Source organism: Clostridium akagii DSM 12554, assembly GCF_000686725.1.
Lineage (GTDB): Bacteria > Bacillota > Clostridia > Clostridiales > Clostridiaceae > Clostridium_I > Clostridium_I akagii.
In genome coordinates, this window is record NZ_JMLK01000031.1 from 1 (window position 1) to 13,868 (window position 13,868).

At 29.4% G+C, this 13,868-nt stretch carries 19 protein-coding genes and 3 tRNA genes; 3 read left to right on the plus strand and 19 right to left on the minus strand.

The genetic code is table 11. The features are described from left to right. Positions 1–798 precede the first annotated feature (798 nt). From BR66_RS26835 to BR66_RS0113900, 16 genes are all read right to left on the minus strand, one after another. On the minus strand, positions 799–1,077 hold the full coding sequence (locus BR66_RS26835; protein ID WP_423219385.1) for a hypothetical protein: 279 nt from the start codon (positions 1,075–1,077) through the stop codon (positions 799–801). Positions 1,078–1,112: 35 nt separating this feature from the next. After that, positions 1,113–1,292, minus strand: coding sequence for a hypothetical protein (locus BR66_RS24880; protein ID WP_051624248.1), 180 nt, complete (start codon positions 1,290–1,292; stop codon positions 1,113–1,115). A 132-nt stretch (positions 1,293–1,424) separates the two neighbouring features. Further along, the gene (locus BR66_RS0113830) at positions 1,425–1,889 is read right to left on the minus strand and encodes a hypothetical protein (protein ID WP_026883460.1); all 465 of its coding nucleotides are present in this window, start codon (positions 1,887–1,889) and stop codon (positions 1,425–1,427) included. A gap of 1 nt (position 1,890) precedes the next feature. Next, positions 1,891–2,685, minus strand: a complete 795-nt coding sequence (locus BR66_RS23920) for an exonuclease/endonuclease/phosphatase family protein (RefSeq protein WP_035796285.1) — start codon at positions 2,683–2,685, stop codon at positions 1,891–1,893. Positions 2,686–3,112: 427 nt separating this feature from the next. Further along, the gene (locus tag BR66_RS0113845; protein WP_026883461.1) at positions 3,113–3,502 is read right to left on the minus strand and encodes an RNA polymerase sigma factor sigma-70 region 4 domain-containing protein; all 390 of its coding nucleotides are present in this window, start codon (positions 3,500–3,502) and stop codon (positions 3,113–3,115) included. 13 nt (positions 3,503–3,515) lie between these two features. Then, positions 3,516–4,226 (minus strand): sigma-70 family RNA polymerase sigma factor, encoded by a 711-nt coding sequence (locus BR66_RS0113850; protein ID WP_026883462.1) that lies wholly within the window; start codon positions 4,224–4,226, stop codon positions 3,516–3,518. Between the two features lie 249 nt (positions 4,227–4,475). Next, positions 4,476–5,273 (minus strand): hypothetical protein, encoded by a 798-nt coding sequence (locus BR66_RS0113855; RefSeq protein ID WP_026883463.1) that lies wholly within the window; start codon positions 5,271–5,273, stop codon positions 4,476–4,478. An 86-nt stretch (positions 5,274–5,359) separates the two neighbouring features. Further along, on the minus strand, positions 5,360–5,797 hold the full coding sequence (locus BR66_RS23925; RefSeq protein WP_051624249.1) for an ORF6N domain-containing protein: 438 nt from the start codon (positions 5,795–5,797) through the stop codon (positions 5,360–5,362). 241 nt (positions 5,798–6,038) lie between these two features. Further along, complete coding sequence (locus BR66_RS0113865) at positions 6,039–6,248, minus strand: helix-turn-helix transcriptional regulator (protein ID WP_026883464.1); 210 nt, start codon at positions 6,246–6,248, stop codon at positions 6,039–6,041. Between the two features lie 81 nt (positions 6,249–6,329). Then, positions 6,330–6,491, minus strand: coding sequence for a hypothetical protein (locus BR66_RS25730; RefSeq protein WP_156946294.1), 162 nt, complete (start codon positions 6,489–6,491; stop codon positions 6,330–6,332). 20 nt (positions 6,492–6,511) lie between these two features. After that, the gene (locus BR66_RS0113875) at positions 6,512–6,721 is read right to left on the minus strand and encodes a hypothetical protein (RefSeq protein ID WP_026883465.1); all 210 of its coding nucleotides are present in this window, start codon (positions 6,719–6,721) and stop codon (positions 6,512–6,514) included. Positions 6,722–7,043: 322 nt separating this feature from the next. Then, positions 7,044–8,411, minus strand: coding sequence for a replicative DNA helicase (locus BR66_RS0113880; RefSeq protein ID WP_026883466.1), 1,368 nt, complete (start codon positions 8,409–8,411; stop codon positions 7,044–7,046). A gap of 18 nt (positions 8,412–8,429) precedes the next feature. After that, positions 8,430–8,678 (minus strand): hypothetical protein, encoded by a 249-nt coding sequence (locus tag BR66_RS0113885; RefSeq protein WP_026883467.1) that lies wholly within the window; start codon positions 8,676–8,678, stop codon positions 8,430–8,432. 12 nt (positions 8,679–8,690) lie between these two features. Further along, positions 8,691–9,458, minus strand: coding sequence for a hypothetical protein (locus tag BR66_RS23930; RefSeq protein ID WP_035796288.1), 768 nt, complete (start codon positions 9,456–9,458; stop codon positions 8,691–8,693). Positions 9,459–9,473: 15 nt separating this feature from the next. Continuing rightward, complete coding sequence (locus BR66_RS0113895; RefSeq protein ID WP_026883468.1) at positions 9,474–9,701, minus strand: hypothetical protein; 228 nt, start codon at positions 9,699–9,701, stop codon at positions 9,474–9,476. 156 nt (positions 9,702–9,857) lie between these two features. Next, entirely contained in the window at positions 9,858–10,052 is a 195-nt protein-coding gene (locus BR66_RS0113900; protein WP_026883469.1) for a helix-turn-helix domain-containing protein, read from the minus strand. Positions 10,053–10,240: 188 nt separating this feature from the next. Here BR66_RS0113900 and BR66_RS24885 point away from each other — a divergent pair, with 188 nt between their 5' ends. The 3 genes from BR66_RS24885 to BR66_RS0113915 all read left to right on the plus strand — a co-directional run bounded on the left by BR66_RS24885 (position 10,241) and on the right by BR66_RS0113915 (position 13,051). After that, on the plus strand, positions 10,241–10,609 hold the full coding sequence (locus BR66_RS24885) for a helix-turn-helix domain-containing protein (RefSeq protein WP_051624250.1): 369 nt from the start codon (positions 10,241–10,243) through the stop codon (positions 10,607–10,609). Then, positions 10,533–11,711, plus strand: coding sequence for an ImmA/IrrE family metallo-endopeptidase (locus tag BR66_RS0113910; RefSeq protein WP_084156524.1), 1,179 nt, complete (start codon positions 10,533–10,535; stop codon positions 11,709–11,711). Before BR66_RS24885 ends, BR66_RS0113910 begins: the two co-directional genes overlap by 77 nt. Positions 11,712–11,806: 95 nt before the next feature. Continuing rightward, complete coding sequence (locus BR66_RS0113915; protein ID WP_026883471.1) at positions 11,807–13,051, plus strand: site-specific integrase; 1,245 nt, start codon at positions 11,807–11,809, stop codon at positions 13,049–13,051. Between the two features lie 152 nt (positions 13,052–13,203). Here BR66_RS0113915 and BR66_RS0113920 read toward each other — a convergent pair. From BR66_RS0113920 to BR66_RS0113930, 3 genes are all read right to left on the minus strand, one after another. Then, positions 13,204–13,280: transfer RNA gene (locus BR66_RS0113920), tRNA-Arg, on the minus strand. 105 nt (positions 13,281–13,385) lie between these two features. Beyond that, a tRNA-Ser gene (locus BR66_RS0113925) sits at positions 13,386–13,476 on the minus strand. 36 nt (positions 13,477–13,512) lie between these two features. Beyond that, positions 13,513–13,603: transfer RNA gene (locus tag BR66_RS0113930), tRNA-Ser, on the minus strand. Between the last annotated feature and the right edge of the window lie 265 nt (positions 13,604–13,868).

Below are 13,868 nucleotides of genomic sequence, written 5' to 3' on the forward strand. Positions count from 1 at the left end.
ACGTTCGTTCTGATACTTAAATATAAACATAACATTTATTTTCACCAATTATGTAAATAGCCAAAACTGATTTTAAGTTATAATTGCCCTTCTCAGTTGATTGCTTGTCTTTTTACCAGGATAATTTGTTTTAAAATTAGGAAAATCAAACTTGAAATTCCTATAAATTACTTTGATTTTCTATGCAATACCATTAATTGAATTGCATATGTTTTTGTATATGCAATATTTGTTAATATACGTGCCTATAACGCACGTAAACACCTTATATATCACTGCTTAAAAAGTGTTTCATAAATGCTAACGTTCCTTTTATTGTAACCTTTTAATAGTAACTTTCCGAACAGTACTCCATCCACAAACTTACGTATATCAACCCTTCACTTGCATTTTATTATTCGTTTTGTTTTGGAAAAGCTAAACTTTTAATAATAACGTTCCATAACATAAAAAAGCCTAAAACCTTTTGATATCATGGTTTTAGACTTGTACCATTATGTTTGTAGCGTTCCAAAAACATTGTTTTTTGGGGAATACTGTGGTGAACATATCCTTCGATAACATAATGTAGTATCCTATTTTTCCTTATGTTTATAGCTTTACAATAATATGTGCCTACACAATTTTTCATTTCTACCCATGACCTCACCTACTAAAAATCTGATAAAGGGAATATTTCACGATAAAATCTGGGTAACACGGTCCCCAGTAAATAGTCGAAAGAATTTTTACCCCCTTACCCTTAGTATTTAGAATTTTGTGTAATGAAAACTGGGGATGCGGTCGCAGGCAATACCCTCAAAACTTTTTAAAGCCCCCTATCCCATCGTTTAGCGTTCTATTAAAGTTACTACAGTACTCTTGTTTAAATTTTAATAATAAGCTTTGTAATAACCTCTGTGTCTGATCTTTAGTCTGTTTATCCTTGTTATACAATTCATGTATACGTTGGTGATTAGAGTTAGTTAAGTAAATAAGATTACCTGTATCTATTCTCTTACTGTAGTCTTGCTTAATCTCTATGATGTGATGGACTAAGTATGCCTGAACTATCTTCTTATTCCTATAACAGTACATACATAACCCATGATCTCTTATTAATCTCAATGATCTTACTCTTGTCCACGCTTTAGAGTTGTAGAAGGATTGTTCTTTCTTATCTTATCCGTTCTGTTCTTCTTGTACTCTTTATGTGATGTGCTTGCCATGTCTTTATATCCATCACAGAATCCATTTGGATTTCTAGTTAGGTTACTACATATCTTACATTGTTTAAGTGGTCTTAGTGGCATTGCTTATCACCTGCTTCCAGCCTATTTTCTTACTATTACACCATAATCATTGTCTATTCTTATACATGAAAAAAAGGCCTTGTTATAAGACCTTTTTCATGTATAAGAGCTATATAATAGTTCTACTGACTTTTAGAACCGTTTTTCTTTCCCACCTTCATTATTAGACAGACTTATGATTCCAATAATCAAATTATTAACCCTTTCACTTGATAAAATAATTTTTAATACTTCCAAAAACTCTTTTTGATTTTTAGCACTTATTACGTTTCTTTTAGCTAAATAAATTTTATCAGCAACAACATTCTCTATTTCTTTATAAGTTGTCCTATCAACCTTAATATCTAAAGGGTATAATTCAACTGGAACAGTTAAATTGATCAAGTCATAACTATAGTTTTCCATATCTCTACCTTTGATTAAAAAATCATATACAAATTTCCCATTTTCTTCAACTTTTTCCTGTATTAAATTTCTTTTAATTTCTGTATAAACAAGCATTCCAGTTTTTTCTTTAAGATATTTCCCTTGTTCCTCTAAAATATTTATTGGTGTAGTAATCTTTTCTATACTTAAATTTCCCCATAAACTATCCATATTAATCCTCCCTAATGACAAATTCTATTGGTAAATGATCACTAATGATAATATTATTATTTATTAACATCTTTCCATTAGATTTAGTTACTATTTTTAAATTTTGCTTTTCGAAAAGGTTGATTATCTGTGGCCTAATAATTACTTGATCAAATACATTCCAGAAAATCTCTACTGAGGTACTACCACCATAATAATATGTTCCTGCTACACCTTTAAAGTCCCCAAACTGATTCCACATAGGATTATAGAACATATTATACGTTTCCTTCCTAATAGTTCTGAATCCCCTGCTAGCAACTTTTGATGATGATACTGCATGTAGTCCAGATGCCGATGTCATACAATTTTCAAATGGATTTGCATTAAAATCACCCATTATAACGGTATTTTTTGTAGCGTACTTTTTTTCATAATATTCTATATCCTTAACTAGTTTTGCAATTTCTATCCTCCTATCATCATCTCCAGCCCACAATTTGCTTGGTAAATGTACAGTGGCCATAATTTGCTTTTGATCATATTTCAAATTTAATATTTTAATAGCATAATATTCTTTTTCCACCCCACTGCTGACACTCAGATGATTTTTTTTTGCAATTATTGTGATTCTTTTACAACCCGGAGTTAAAATATTATACATTTCAATATTATTTAAACTTAAATAATCCAATAATTCTTTAAGATTATCCTCATATTCCGCTAAAACTATTATATCATAATCGTTTTCTATTATTAAATCACTAACATACTGATTTATATGATTTTTGTTTGTATTCCAAAAAAAATACTTCATAATATTTTCTCCTATATGTACGCCTTTATTAGTCTATCTAATATTATATTTCTACAAAAGGAGATAAATTCCTCTATTTACCACTAGGAACCATAATCTTTTAAATGTTATAATGTAACTAATCCTTATAAGGAGGACTTAATAGAATGAAAATAGCGACTAAAATTATTATTGTGTTTGCTATTATTCTATTGATAATGTTGGTGTTTAATACTCCAGTATATTAATACAAAATAATAGTGGCACTTATGTTATTGATATCATATCGGTAACATAGGTGTTACTTTTTAGAAAATAATTAATAAATACTTTCTTCATGTGTTTTCATTGCTCCTTAGCCGTTTATATACTTAGTTTGAAATAATTAATAATTGGTGATAATCAATTCCTTATACTTGCCTCTAGCCTTCCGTTCTCTTGACAATCCTTATTCCTCTAGTCCATACACAATAATATCCCCAATAAATACGCCTTTTCCAATCTTAAATATTATCTTATTTATCCTCTTCCTACTGCAAAAATTAGCACTACGACCAATCATCCTACTTACTTTACTGTTAGTCATATTTTCAAAATATTTATAGCATATAACCTTCTGCTCATCCTCACCTAATACACTCATAATATTTTTAAGTTTTTGTAATTTATTTTCTAATACTAGCTTTTTATGTTCCAATATCTTAACTTCATTTTTAGGTGTTTCTATTTCATCATTATATTTTTTAATATCATTATCAACCTTTTTGATTTCCTCTTTAACATCTGGAATTGCCTTAATAAATGCTTCAGTCTTTTTAATTAATTCTTCCTTTGTCACATCATTTCACCTCTTATAAACTCAAATATTTATCAGCAAAACTAATTGTATCTATTAATTTATTGGCGCTAAATTTTGATACATTAACCTTTTCTTTATATATCTCAACTGCCTTTTTCTGACCCCACGGAGAGGTTCTTATTTTCTTCATAGCCCTATTTTCAATATATCTAATTCTTTCTTGGGTACCATCAAATATTGAAGCCACGTCTTTTAATGTCATGCATGAATTGTTATTCCATCCATAACGTAACTTTAAGGTTTCACGCTCCATAAGGGTATTATATTCATTCATAACGTCCTCAATCTCTTTTCTTAGCTGTCCATAGTATAATTTATCCTCTATATTTTTATAACAATATTCGCCATCTTTTATTGTATCTAAAAGCTCAGTATCATCATTATCGCCTATAGGTGTATTTATACTCATTTCATCATTAGTATTTCTAATATCAATAAACCTTTGTATTTTCTGATATACCCAATAAACAGCGTAGGTGCTAAATTTGCATGGATGTTCAACATCTATTTTATATTTATCTGCTGCGGACATTAATCCTATATATCCCTCTTGAATTAAATCTTCTTTATCTATTGAGTTAGTTTTTTCAAGATAAAATTTATTGACTATCTTATATACTATACGTTTATTTTGTTCTATAAGGTCATTTAACGCTTGTTTATCACCACTCTGATGTAATTGCACTAGTTCCTCATTTGTCATCTAAAATCACCTGATTTATTAATGTTTTTTATCTTTCTTAAACGAAAAAACACAGAAAACGCAACTTTCTCAAATTTGAGTAAGTTGAATTTCCTGTGGCTATTATTTCTAATGCCTTACACCTCTGTTATGGTGCAGTACTTTAATATTTATTTATCTTTGTCTTAATTGTAGCATAAAATAGCTTTCAAATCCTGTACTACCAATGTTTTAGTGTAGTTACCCTATAATTTTATATGATAACTACATTTATATTTGCCACTCATCTTTTAACCTATTAACTAACTTCATCATTTCTCCATCATCTTTGCTTACATCCGGATGAAACTTTGTGGCGAGAACTCCGTATATCCTTTTAAGCTTACCTTTCTCATCCTCCGTGTAGTTACTACCTTTTGAATTAGAATAACCACTAAAATTAAAGTTATCGTAGTTACTTTTAAAATTTTCATAGTAACTACGATTATATTCTTGCTGTGATTTGTAACTTGTTTCTAATTCTTTTAAATATTCTTCATTCCTTAGAACCCCGAATATGTCATAACAATAATCATAATTACCCTTGCCAAACTTACTTTCAAACTTTACTTTAGCTTCACAGTATTTTTTATATATTGCAAGATTTTTCACTTTAGTTTTATATTCTTCTGTAGCTTCATATTCCTTTGTTGCCTCATCAATAATAGGCTCTAGCTTTTCATTTACCATGTTATAAATATCATCAATACTTATACCTGTTTCCTCCGCAACCTTTGTTATTTTCCCATCTGCAAAATCATATAAACAGTATTCTATCAAAGCATAATATCCCATTGTACATAAAACCCATTGTTTTTTCCTAACCTTTCCACTTTCTCTGAAACTTTTATGAATACTTATTTTGTAGGCTGTTTTTATAGGTCTTTCAAATTTGCCAGTATATTTATATCCATAACACGTTTTAGGCTTACCATCAGTAAAGTATTCTGCTGTATCTACTTTTAACTCCTTCGCTTCACCACATGTATTAGGTTTCTTATTTTCAACTTTCTGTATTACGCAATACAACTCTTATCACTTCCTTAATCAAGTAGGTACTATGTTTTTATTCACAATACCTACTTATAATTTAATCACTCACGGGAATTTTCCCTTTAGTTAATGTTGATATAATTCCTATATGAGTTATGAGTTATAATTTTAATTTGGTCAGTAATATCAGGATTAGAATTTATATTTTCTTTTACTTTGAAATAAGAATTTACTAATTGGCGTTGAACTTTCCAAGCTAAATCATCTGTAAAAGATTTTACTAACATTAAATATCCACTTTCAGTGATTAATGTGAATTTACTTAGTTTTAAACCAATTCCGAAATTCGAAAGTCGTTTAATTTCCTTTAATTCATCACCAGTTAATTCAAAGTAATCTGAACCTTTTTCAAAATGTTTCTCATTATCTATAAACCTTTTGCTTGCAGTACCTTTAACTCTTTCATGTAGTAAATCAATATCTTTAAAAGTTACAACTCTTTGTCCTTTAAATTCTTTTGCCTCTAAATCTTGATTATTTATTTTTATTAAATTACTCATTTTCCTTCCTCCATATTTTATTTGTAATGCTTCTTGCCTAATAGTAAAATTTGTTGTTAATAATTTACTCAATAAATCGTCTACTATTTATTTATATATTTACAATTATGTAAAATTTATAATCACCTATTGTTATATTTTAATTTCCATTGTTTTAACTCTGTAACATTCGGCTCATGGTGATGTTCCTTGCAATAATCTATATATGATGAAAATATTGAAACACTCATATGCCTACCCCTTACTTACACTCATCAATGGAGAATATATAATCTGCGGAACAATATTTAAAATAATTTTCCATTATTTTTATTGCTTCATAATAACTAAATTCGGTTTTACCATTAAGTCTGTTATTAATTGCTCTCCTACTTTTGCCCAATAATTTTGCCAAATCATCTTTAGTAATTCCTTTAACAAACATTTCTGCTACTAATCTCTTATACTTCATATCAAAATTCCCCCTTGATTTTAAGCTTCAAAGGAAGTAAACTTGTAATTGCGAGTTACTGGCTTACTTCTTTTGGTAAGCTTATTTTTTATTTGATAGATACATATATAAATTTTTATACGTGCCTTTTTCTTTTTTAGGGCTGTCTACCTTCATCAATCTGTGGTTCTGATGCTTTAGTACATCTGATATAAAACCTTCAACATTATCATTATCCGAATAAGAAACTTTTATTTTGATCATAGGTCCCCCTACTTTAATTCTTATTTTTTTATACTTTTCACTATATTTCTTAACCCTCTTCCAGTTATAAGCCTATGCAATTCCAAATTTCTTTTATAGTCTTCTAAATGCTTGGATAATATAATTAATGTAACACCATTTCTTGTTATTCTTACACCTGATAAACCATCTAAAAATAATTGACTTTCCACTATCCGGTATTTTCTACCTTTATATTTTACTTTTGCCATCTACTTACCCCCGCTTTCACTTAATTTTCAAATCTATCATGGTATTTCTTAAGTTCAATATATATGTGATTTAAAAAATTACCTGTGGGTTTTCCTTTATATTCTTGGCTATAAACTGGTACATCTAAAATATTTTGTGCTACACAATCTATAAAATGAAGATACTCTAAACTATCTATTTTACTGTTGTTACTCAACAAGTGAAAAGTTATTCTAATAAGTCTTTTATATGCTTCAATATTTGCCCGTGTGTTTTCTGCTCTTATTCCTATTGATGATAAATACGGTAATATTTGATTTTTATATTTATTGATTTTTTAACCTACCTTTCATAATTTCTTATTCTAAAATATTGACCTTCCCACAAATATGATAAAGTTGCTTTAGTACCATTTCTGCATTTCTTAACAAGCAAATTTACGCAATTAGGATTTACCGTAGCATCTTTAGAATTATAATTTAATTTACCATCATCATGTGCCAATTTTCTTGCTATAGGGTCATCAAGTTCAGCATTTCGATACATTCCTATAACCTTGTCACTATCCCTAAATATTGATGCACTTTCAGCTATGTCAGTTTCAGATAATTTCTCATTTATATTGAAAGTTTCACTATTCTTATTTTGAACGCTCTGTTTTGCCTGTGCTAATGCTACTATAGGAATATCTAAGTTCCTTGCTAATGCCTTTAATGACTGAGTAACTATGGCTATTGTTAAGTCCCTTCTTTCAGCTTGTGGTGCTTGTATTAGTCCAATATAATCAATAAATACAGCATCTATATTGCTTTTAATCTTTTCTAATTGGATTTTAGCAATTATTTCATCAAAATCTGAATTGCCACATATCATTAATCTATTATCATCACATAGATAATTGGTAGCTTTAATTATCTCATCCCACTCATTTTCTACGATTTCCCCTTTTCTCATTCTGCTACCTTCTACACTACATAAATTTGCAACCATTCTTTCTATTACCTGTCTTGCGGGCATTTCTAAACTGAAAAACAATACCTTCTTATTTCTCTTTATCATATTTAATGCTATTTGCCCTGCCAGAGTTGTTTTTCCTATAGAACTAAATGCAAATATAGTTACAAGATCAGCTTTTGAAAATCCTCCTATTGTTTCATCAAGCGTAAAAAGTCCTGTTTTAATTCCTTGGCTATCTTCTACCCCTGTAGCTCTTTGGTTTAGTAACTCAATAAATTCCTCTCCATATTCTTGTGGAGTTTCTTCATTTTCTCCAACTTCAAATATTTTTAGTATTTTACTATGAATATTTCCTCTTAAAGTTTTTATATCTTGGTTTAAATTATTTTGTATATACTCCGCTAGGCTACTAATTTCACGTTTAGAACTATACTCAAGTAATATGTCTATATAGTTATTTAGATTGACTGTGCTTGCTATACTGTTACTTATCTGAGTTATATATGAAATACCACCACTCTTTAATAGTGCATCTTTACTTTTTAAATATTCTAGCAATAGCAATAAATCAATTCTATTGTATTTACTAGTTACTCCATTAATTGCATCAAATAACTCCTTATGATTATATAAAGAGAAATCTTTACTTTTAACCCCTCGGTTTTTAACCATTAGTGAGGAATTTAAATCTATAATCATTGCTCCTAGTATATTTTGCTCTACATCAATATTCCTCATATTTTCTAAATTCAATTTCTACCCCACCATTCCTTATAAAATCATATCTTCAATATCCTTTCTTCTTACATTTACTTTTGCTTTTAAAATATCAGCTATACATGGAGAATAAGAACATGTTTTTAGAACGTAGTCTATTCTTGCATTGAATTCCGTTTGACTCATGCCACACATATATCCATACCATTGTGTCACCCTATCTTTACTCATAATAAAACCTTTATTGGCATACTCTGCGTTTAATTTCTTTAATCCGATCTTAAAAGCTTCTTTGCTTAGCATTACACATTCCCCCTAAAATTCATCAATAGCGCTATTATCTACAACTTTGTTATTATTCTTAGGATTATTAGTTTCAATTAATAACCTATCATACTGTTTTCTAAGCTTATCTGGACTAAGAATATTCTTGTACCAGAAGCTATCATGCTGACACCATTTAATAACTGCCTTAACCTCTTCTATATCTCTTTTATCAATTCTTAAGATATAATCAAAATGCCTGGACCAGTTTTGGAAGTTTGGCTCCTTTGCATTGGGGTTATTATTTCTAATGTAGTTAAATAGATAAGTTGCAAGTCTGTATTCGTTAGAATCGGACATATAATTATATTTCTTATCATTCTTTACATTCTTATCATTCTTGTTAGTTGTTAGCTCTTTGTTAGTGCTTTGTTGATTGTTTGTTACCCCTTTGTTAATACCTTTGTTAGCATTATCTTTTAACTCTTGATAAAGCCCCCAATTTACAATAGTTATAAGCCTTCCTGTCTTTGTTGATTCATATGTTAAAAATTCATATTTTTTAAATCTATCTAATGCAGTTCTTACATTCTGTATAGAAATACCTTTGCCACACTTCTTAACAATGCTATTCAATGAAGTTATAAACTGTCCAGGTTTTGCCTTGAATTTTTTATCTTTCCATTCCCATTCTTTATCTTTATGATTAGCCATAAGTAGTAGCGTAATAAGAATTGTTTTTTGCTCTGGTGTAGATTGTAGCCATATTGGTTTATCTAAAAGTATTCTGAATATTTTTATCCATCCCTGCTCTTGCATGCCACCACCTACTTATTAGCCTTCTATTTTTCGTAAAACACCATACTTTTTAACATCCTGTTCCTGTTTTGCATTATTTAATGCTTCATTTCTTAGAAATTCTTTGCATAATTCAACATCAAACACATACCGAGTTCCGCCCATGAGATATGGTATTCGATGTTCTTTAGCCATTCTCCTTAACTGATATTCTGTAAGTCCTAATTCTTCTGCTGCTTGCTTCATATATGCTTTTTTAGTCATAAATATCATTTCCCCTTTTATACTAAATTTCTTTTTCTATAATTTTGCAATGTTTGTTTGCTCCTCTTTCTGTCCATATGTACAGTTTATTAATATTAGGTTTCACGATGTCAATATTATTGACTTGGTTCTAAAATATTCATTTATACACCTTCTTTACTCTATAATTTGAGTTATTGGGATACCTAATGCTTTTGCTATATCCGTCAACTCTTCTACTTTTACTCCTCTTTTACCATTTTCAATTTTACAAATTTGTGATTGATTTAAAATTTTTAGTTTCTTAGCCAGCTTTATTTGTGAAATTTGCTGTTTTTCTCTCATTTCTTTAATTCTTGACCCTACATCCATTCCTTTCACCTCAATTCCATTATCGAATTAATTACATTATAGAATTATTTAATTGTGTTGCAAATTCTAAAATAGAATTATTATTTGAAGATAGCTTTTATTTACTCCATTTATCTTTAAAATACTTGACATAATTCTATTTTTGAATTATTCTAAAATAGAATTAAATACGAAAGGGGTGAATTTTTATGAAGCTTCATGAAAAATTAAAATCAATTAGAATTGAAAAGCACAAAACAACATACGAATTGTCAGCACTAACCGGTATACCACAATCAACTATTAGTAAAATGGAGAATGGCAAAAGAAAAATAGAAGCAAAAGAATTAGAACTATTAGCAAAATGCTTAAATGTTTCTATTACCGATTTTTTTGACAAAACAAACAAATTTAGTACAACAGAAACAACGGATAAAAATACGATTAATCCAAAGATTAAGTCAATAATTGATAGTTTAGACAGGGCTGGTGATTTACAAGATGAAGATATCGACGACATCGGGCAACAACTGGAATTTCTTATCAATCTCAAAAGAAAGAAAAACAAAAACTCTTAATCATACTCGAAAGCAAAGGAGTCGCCTATTTGCATTAGAATATATTAACTATAAAAATATAAACAGTCTCCCCATAAAATTTTCTGATTATAATACGCTTTTTGGTAATTATGAATGGATTGTAATGACATATGAAGAAGCAAAAGAAGCTTTAAAAAAAGACGATCCATTAAATATAAGAAGGAAGACAGCTCTTGCCAGAACATTGCATATGAGAGGCGACAATATTTTTTTAACTGTATACATTGAAAATAAGAAATATCCAAGACAAAATTACTATACAATAGCCCATGAATTAGGACATATTGTACTCGGTCATTTTTTTGATTTTGAAACCACATCTTTATTTAACGGTGGTTTAACAAAAAAACAATATTCAATCTTAGAACGTGAAGCAGAAATTTTTGCAGCAGAATTAATAATGCCAATGCCTGTTTTAAAAAGCTTTAAAATAAAATCATATGAAGATATAGCTGATATTTGTAAATCTACTAAATCTTCATCTAAAATAAGGCTTAAAGAAATGCATACTTTTAAACTTCCCAACTATCTTATGCCTAGATACAAAACAATTAAAACAATCTTTCATGATTTTATATATAAGAAAAAATGTTTAGAATGCAGACAGAGTTTTGTATCTGAAACAGCAAAATATTGTCCTATATGTGGAAATAATAGATTAGTAAGAGGCGATGATAAAATGATTTATAATGATAGTATTAAGCTAGATAAAAATGGAAAAGCTTATATATGTCCAAGGTGTAGTAATGAAGAAACAAAAGACAACAGTGCATACTGTAAAATTTGTGGTACAAATTTAATAAACAAATGTACGAATACAAAAGGTATATATGAGGAAATTGATTTTAATAATCGCGTTAAAATTAAAGATCCCTGTGGTAAACTAGCCGAAGGTAACGCAAGATATTGCATACATTGTGGAGAACCTACAACATTTTATATTCAAGGAATACTAAGAGATTGGAATACTAAAAAAACTTATCCTCAAATGAAACAAGATGAAGCAAAAAAACAAGAAGAAGCTGCAAAACAAGTTGCAGCGACAATTGCACCTATTTCAGATGAAGATATACCATTTTAAAAATATGTAAATTAGTTTATAAGTTAAAAACGTAGTTACTTTGATTTTCTACATAGTACCTACAGTAAAACATTAATTCGGAAGGAGAAATATTAATGGCATCAATAGAAAAACGTGGAGAAAACTCATATAGACTTACAGTATCCTGTGGCTACGATAATAATGCTAAACAAATACTAAAACGCAGAACTATTAATTTATCTAATATCAAGCCTATTAAGCAGTTAGAAGAGGCGCAAAAACAATTTGTTTTATTTGAGAATGAAATTAAAAAAGGAATGTATGTTGATAATGAAAAAATTACATTTGAAGGGTTTGTTGAAAAATGGCTTAGCGACTATGCAAATGTAAATTTACAACCTAAAACACTATTTGAATACAAGAAGTTATTAACTAGAATTAATGCGGCTCTTGGACATATTAAGTTAATCCACTTACAACCAACACATCTAACAGAGTTCTATAATAATTTACGTGAAGATGGTATCAGAAAAGATGGTAAACCAGGCGGATTATCAGAAAAAACTATATTACATCATCATAGACTTATTTCTACTATTCTTAACACAGCTCTACAGTGGGGTTTTATACTAACTAACCCTGCATTAAGAGTAACGGCTCCTAAAGTTAAAAAACAAGAAGCACGTCACTACAATGTAGAAGAAACCGCTTATATCTTAGAACTACTTGATAATGAAGCACTAAAGTATAAAACTATGATTACATTAGCTATTTATGGTGGTATGAGAGAGGGCGAACTTACTGCTCTAACCTGGAATGACATTGATTTTAATAACTGCGTAATAAATATCGATAAATCACTACAGCATTTACCAGACAAGGGCACATTTATTAAGTCAACTAAGACAGAAAATAGTCGTAAAATATCCATTACTAAATCAGTCATATCATTATTAAGAGAATATAAGCTATGGCAGAATGGTGTTAAAACTGATTTGGGCAATCTATGGATTGATAAAAACATGATATTTACCGCTGAAAATGGCGATTATATATTTCCTAGTACCATAAGTAAATGGTTTTTAAAGTTTATTAGAAAGCATAATAAAGCTATTACAAATGACATTTCTATTCCTGAAGATGATAAACGAAACTATATGTTACATGAAGTTAATTTTCATGGTCTAAGGCACACTTCTGCAACATTGTTAATAAATCAAAATACAGATATTTCTACAGTAAGCAAACGTCTTGGTCATGCTAGAACCTCTACTACTATGGATATATATTCCCATGCTCTACAAAAAGCAGACCAAACGGCGTCTGATAAACTTGATAATCTATTCAATAAAAAAGTTCAAAATAAAAAGCAAGGATAGCTCACAGTATCTTTGCTTTTTTATCGTAAATTGTACTACTTTTTAGTGATTTTTTATATCAATAAAACCCAAATAAAACCCATTTCACAATTTTTACCCTATTATCAAAAAAATAAAAAGCCTGCAATCCGTTGAGATTACAGGCTTTTCTTTGGTGCGTCAGAAGGGATTCGAACCCATGACCAACTGGTTCGTAGCCAGCTACTCTATCCAACTGAGCTACTAACGCATAGTATTAAATTTACAAATTATAGTATCATATAATTCACAAAAATACAACAAACTAATGCTACTTAATTAAACGTAAAGCACCTAACTAATGTTAGATGCTTTATGGCGGAGAAAGAGGGATTTGAACCCTCGCGACGGTTTCCCGGCCTATACCCTTAGCAGGGGCACCTCTTTAGCCACTTGAGTATTTCTCCATGCCTTTAAAAATGCTAAAATTATATAATTGTAAATGGCGGAAAGATAGGGATTTGAACCCTAGGTACGATTTCTCGCACGCCGGTTTTCAAGACCGGTGCCTTAAACCAACTCGACCATCTTTCCAAGTCTTGCGACATGTATTATTATAGCAATGTGTAGCCAATATGTCAATATTTTTTTTACATTTCAAAAAATGTTCGCTATTCCGCCAATATTCCTTACATTATTGTAAGATACATTTCAAACTGTAAGCTTAAAGTCATGTATTGTAAAAAATTTTATCTATATAATTGAGATATAGGAGAACTTGATTATAAAATGCTTGTCTTTGAAAAAATATAGTGTTATAATCACATAGTACATTAATTGTCTATTAATTTGGAGGTTG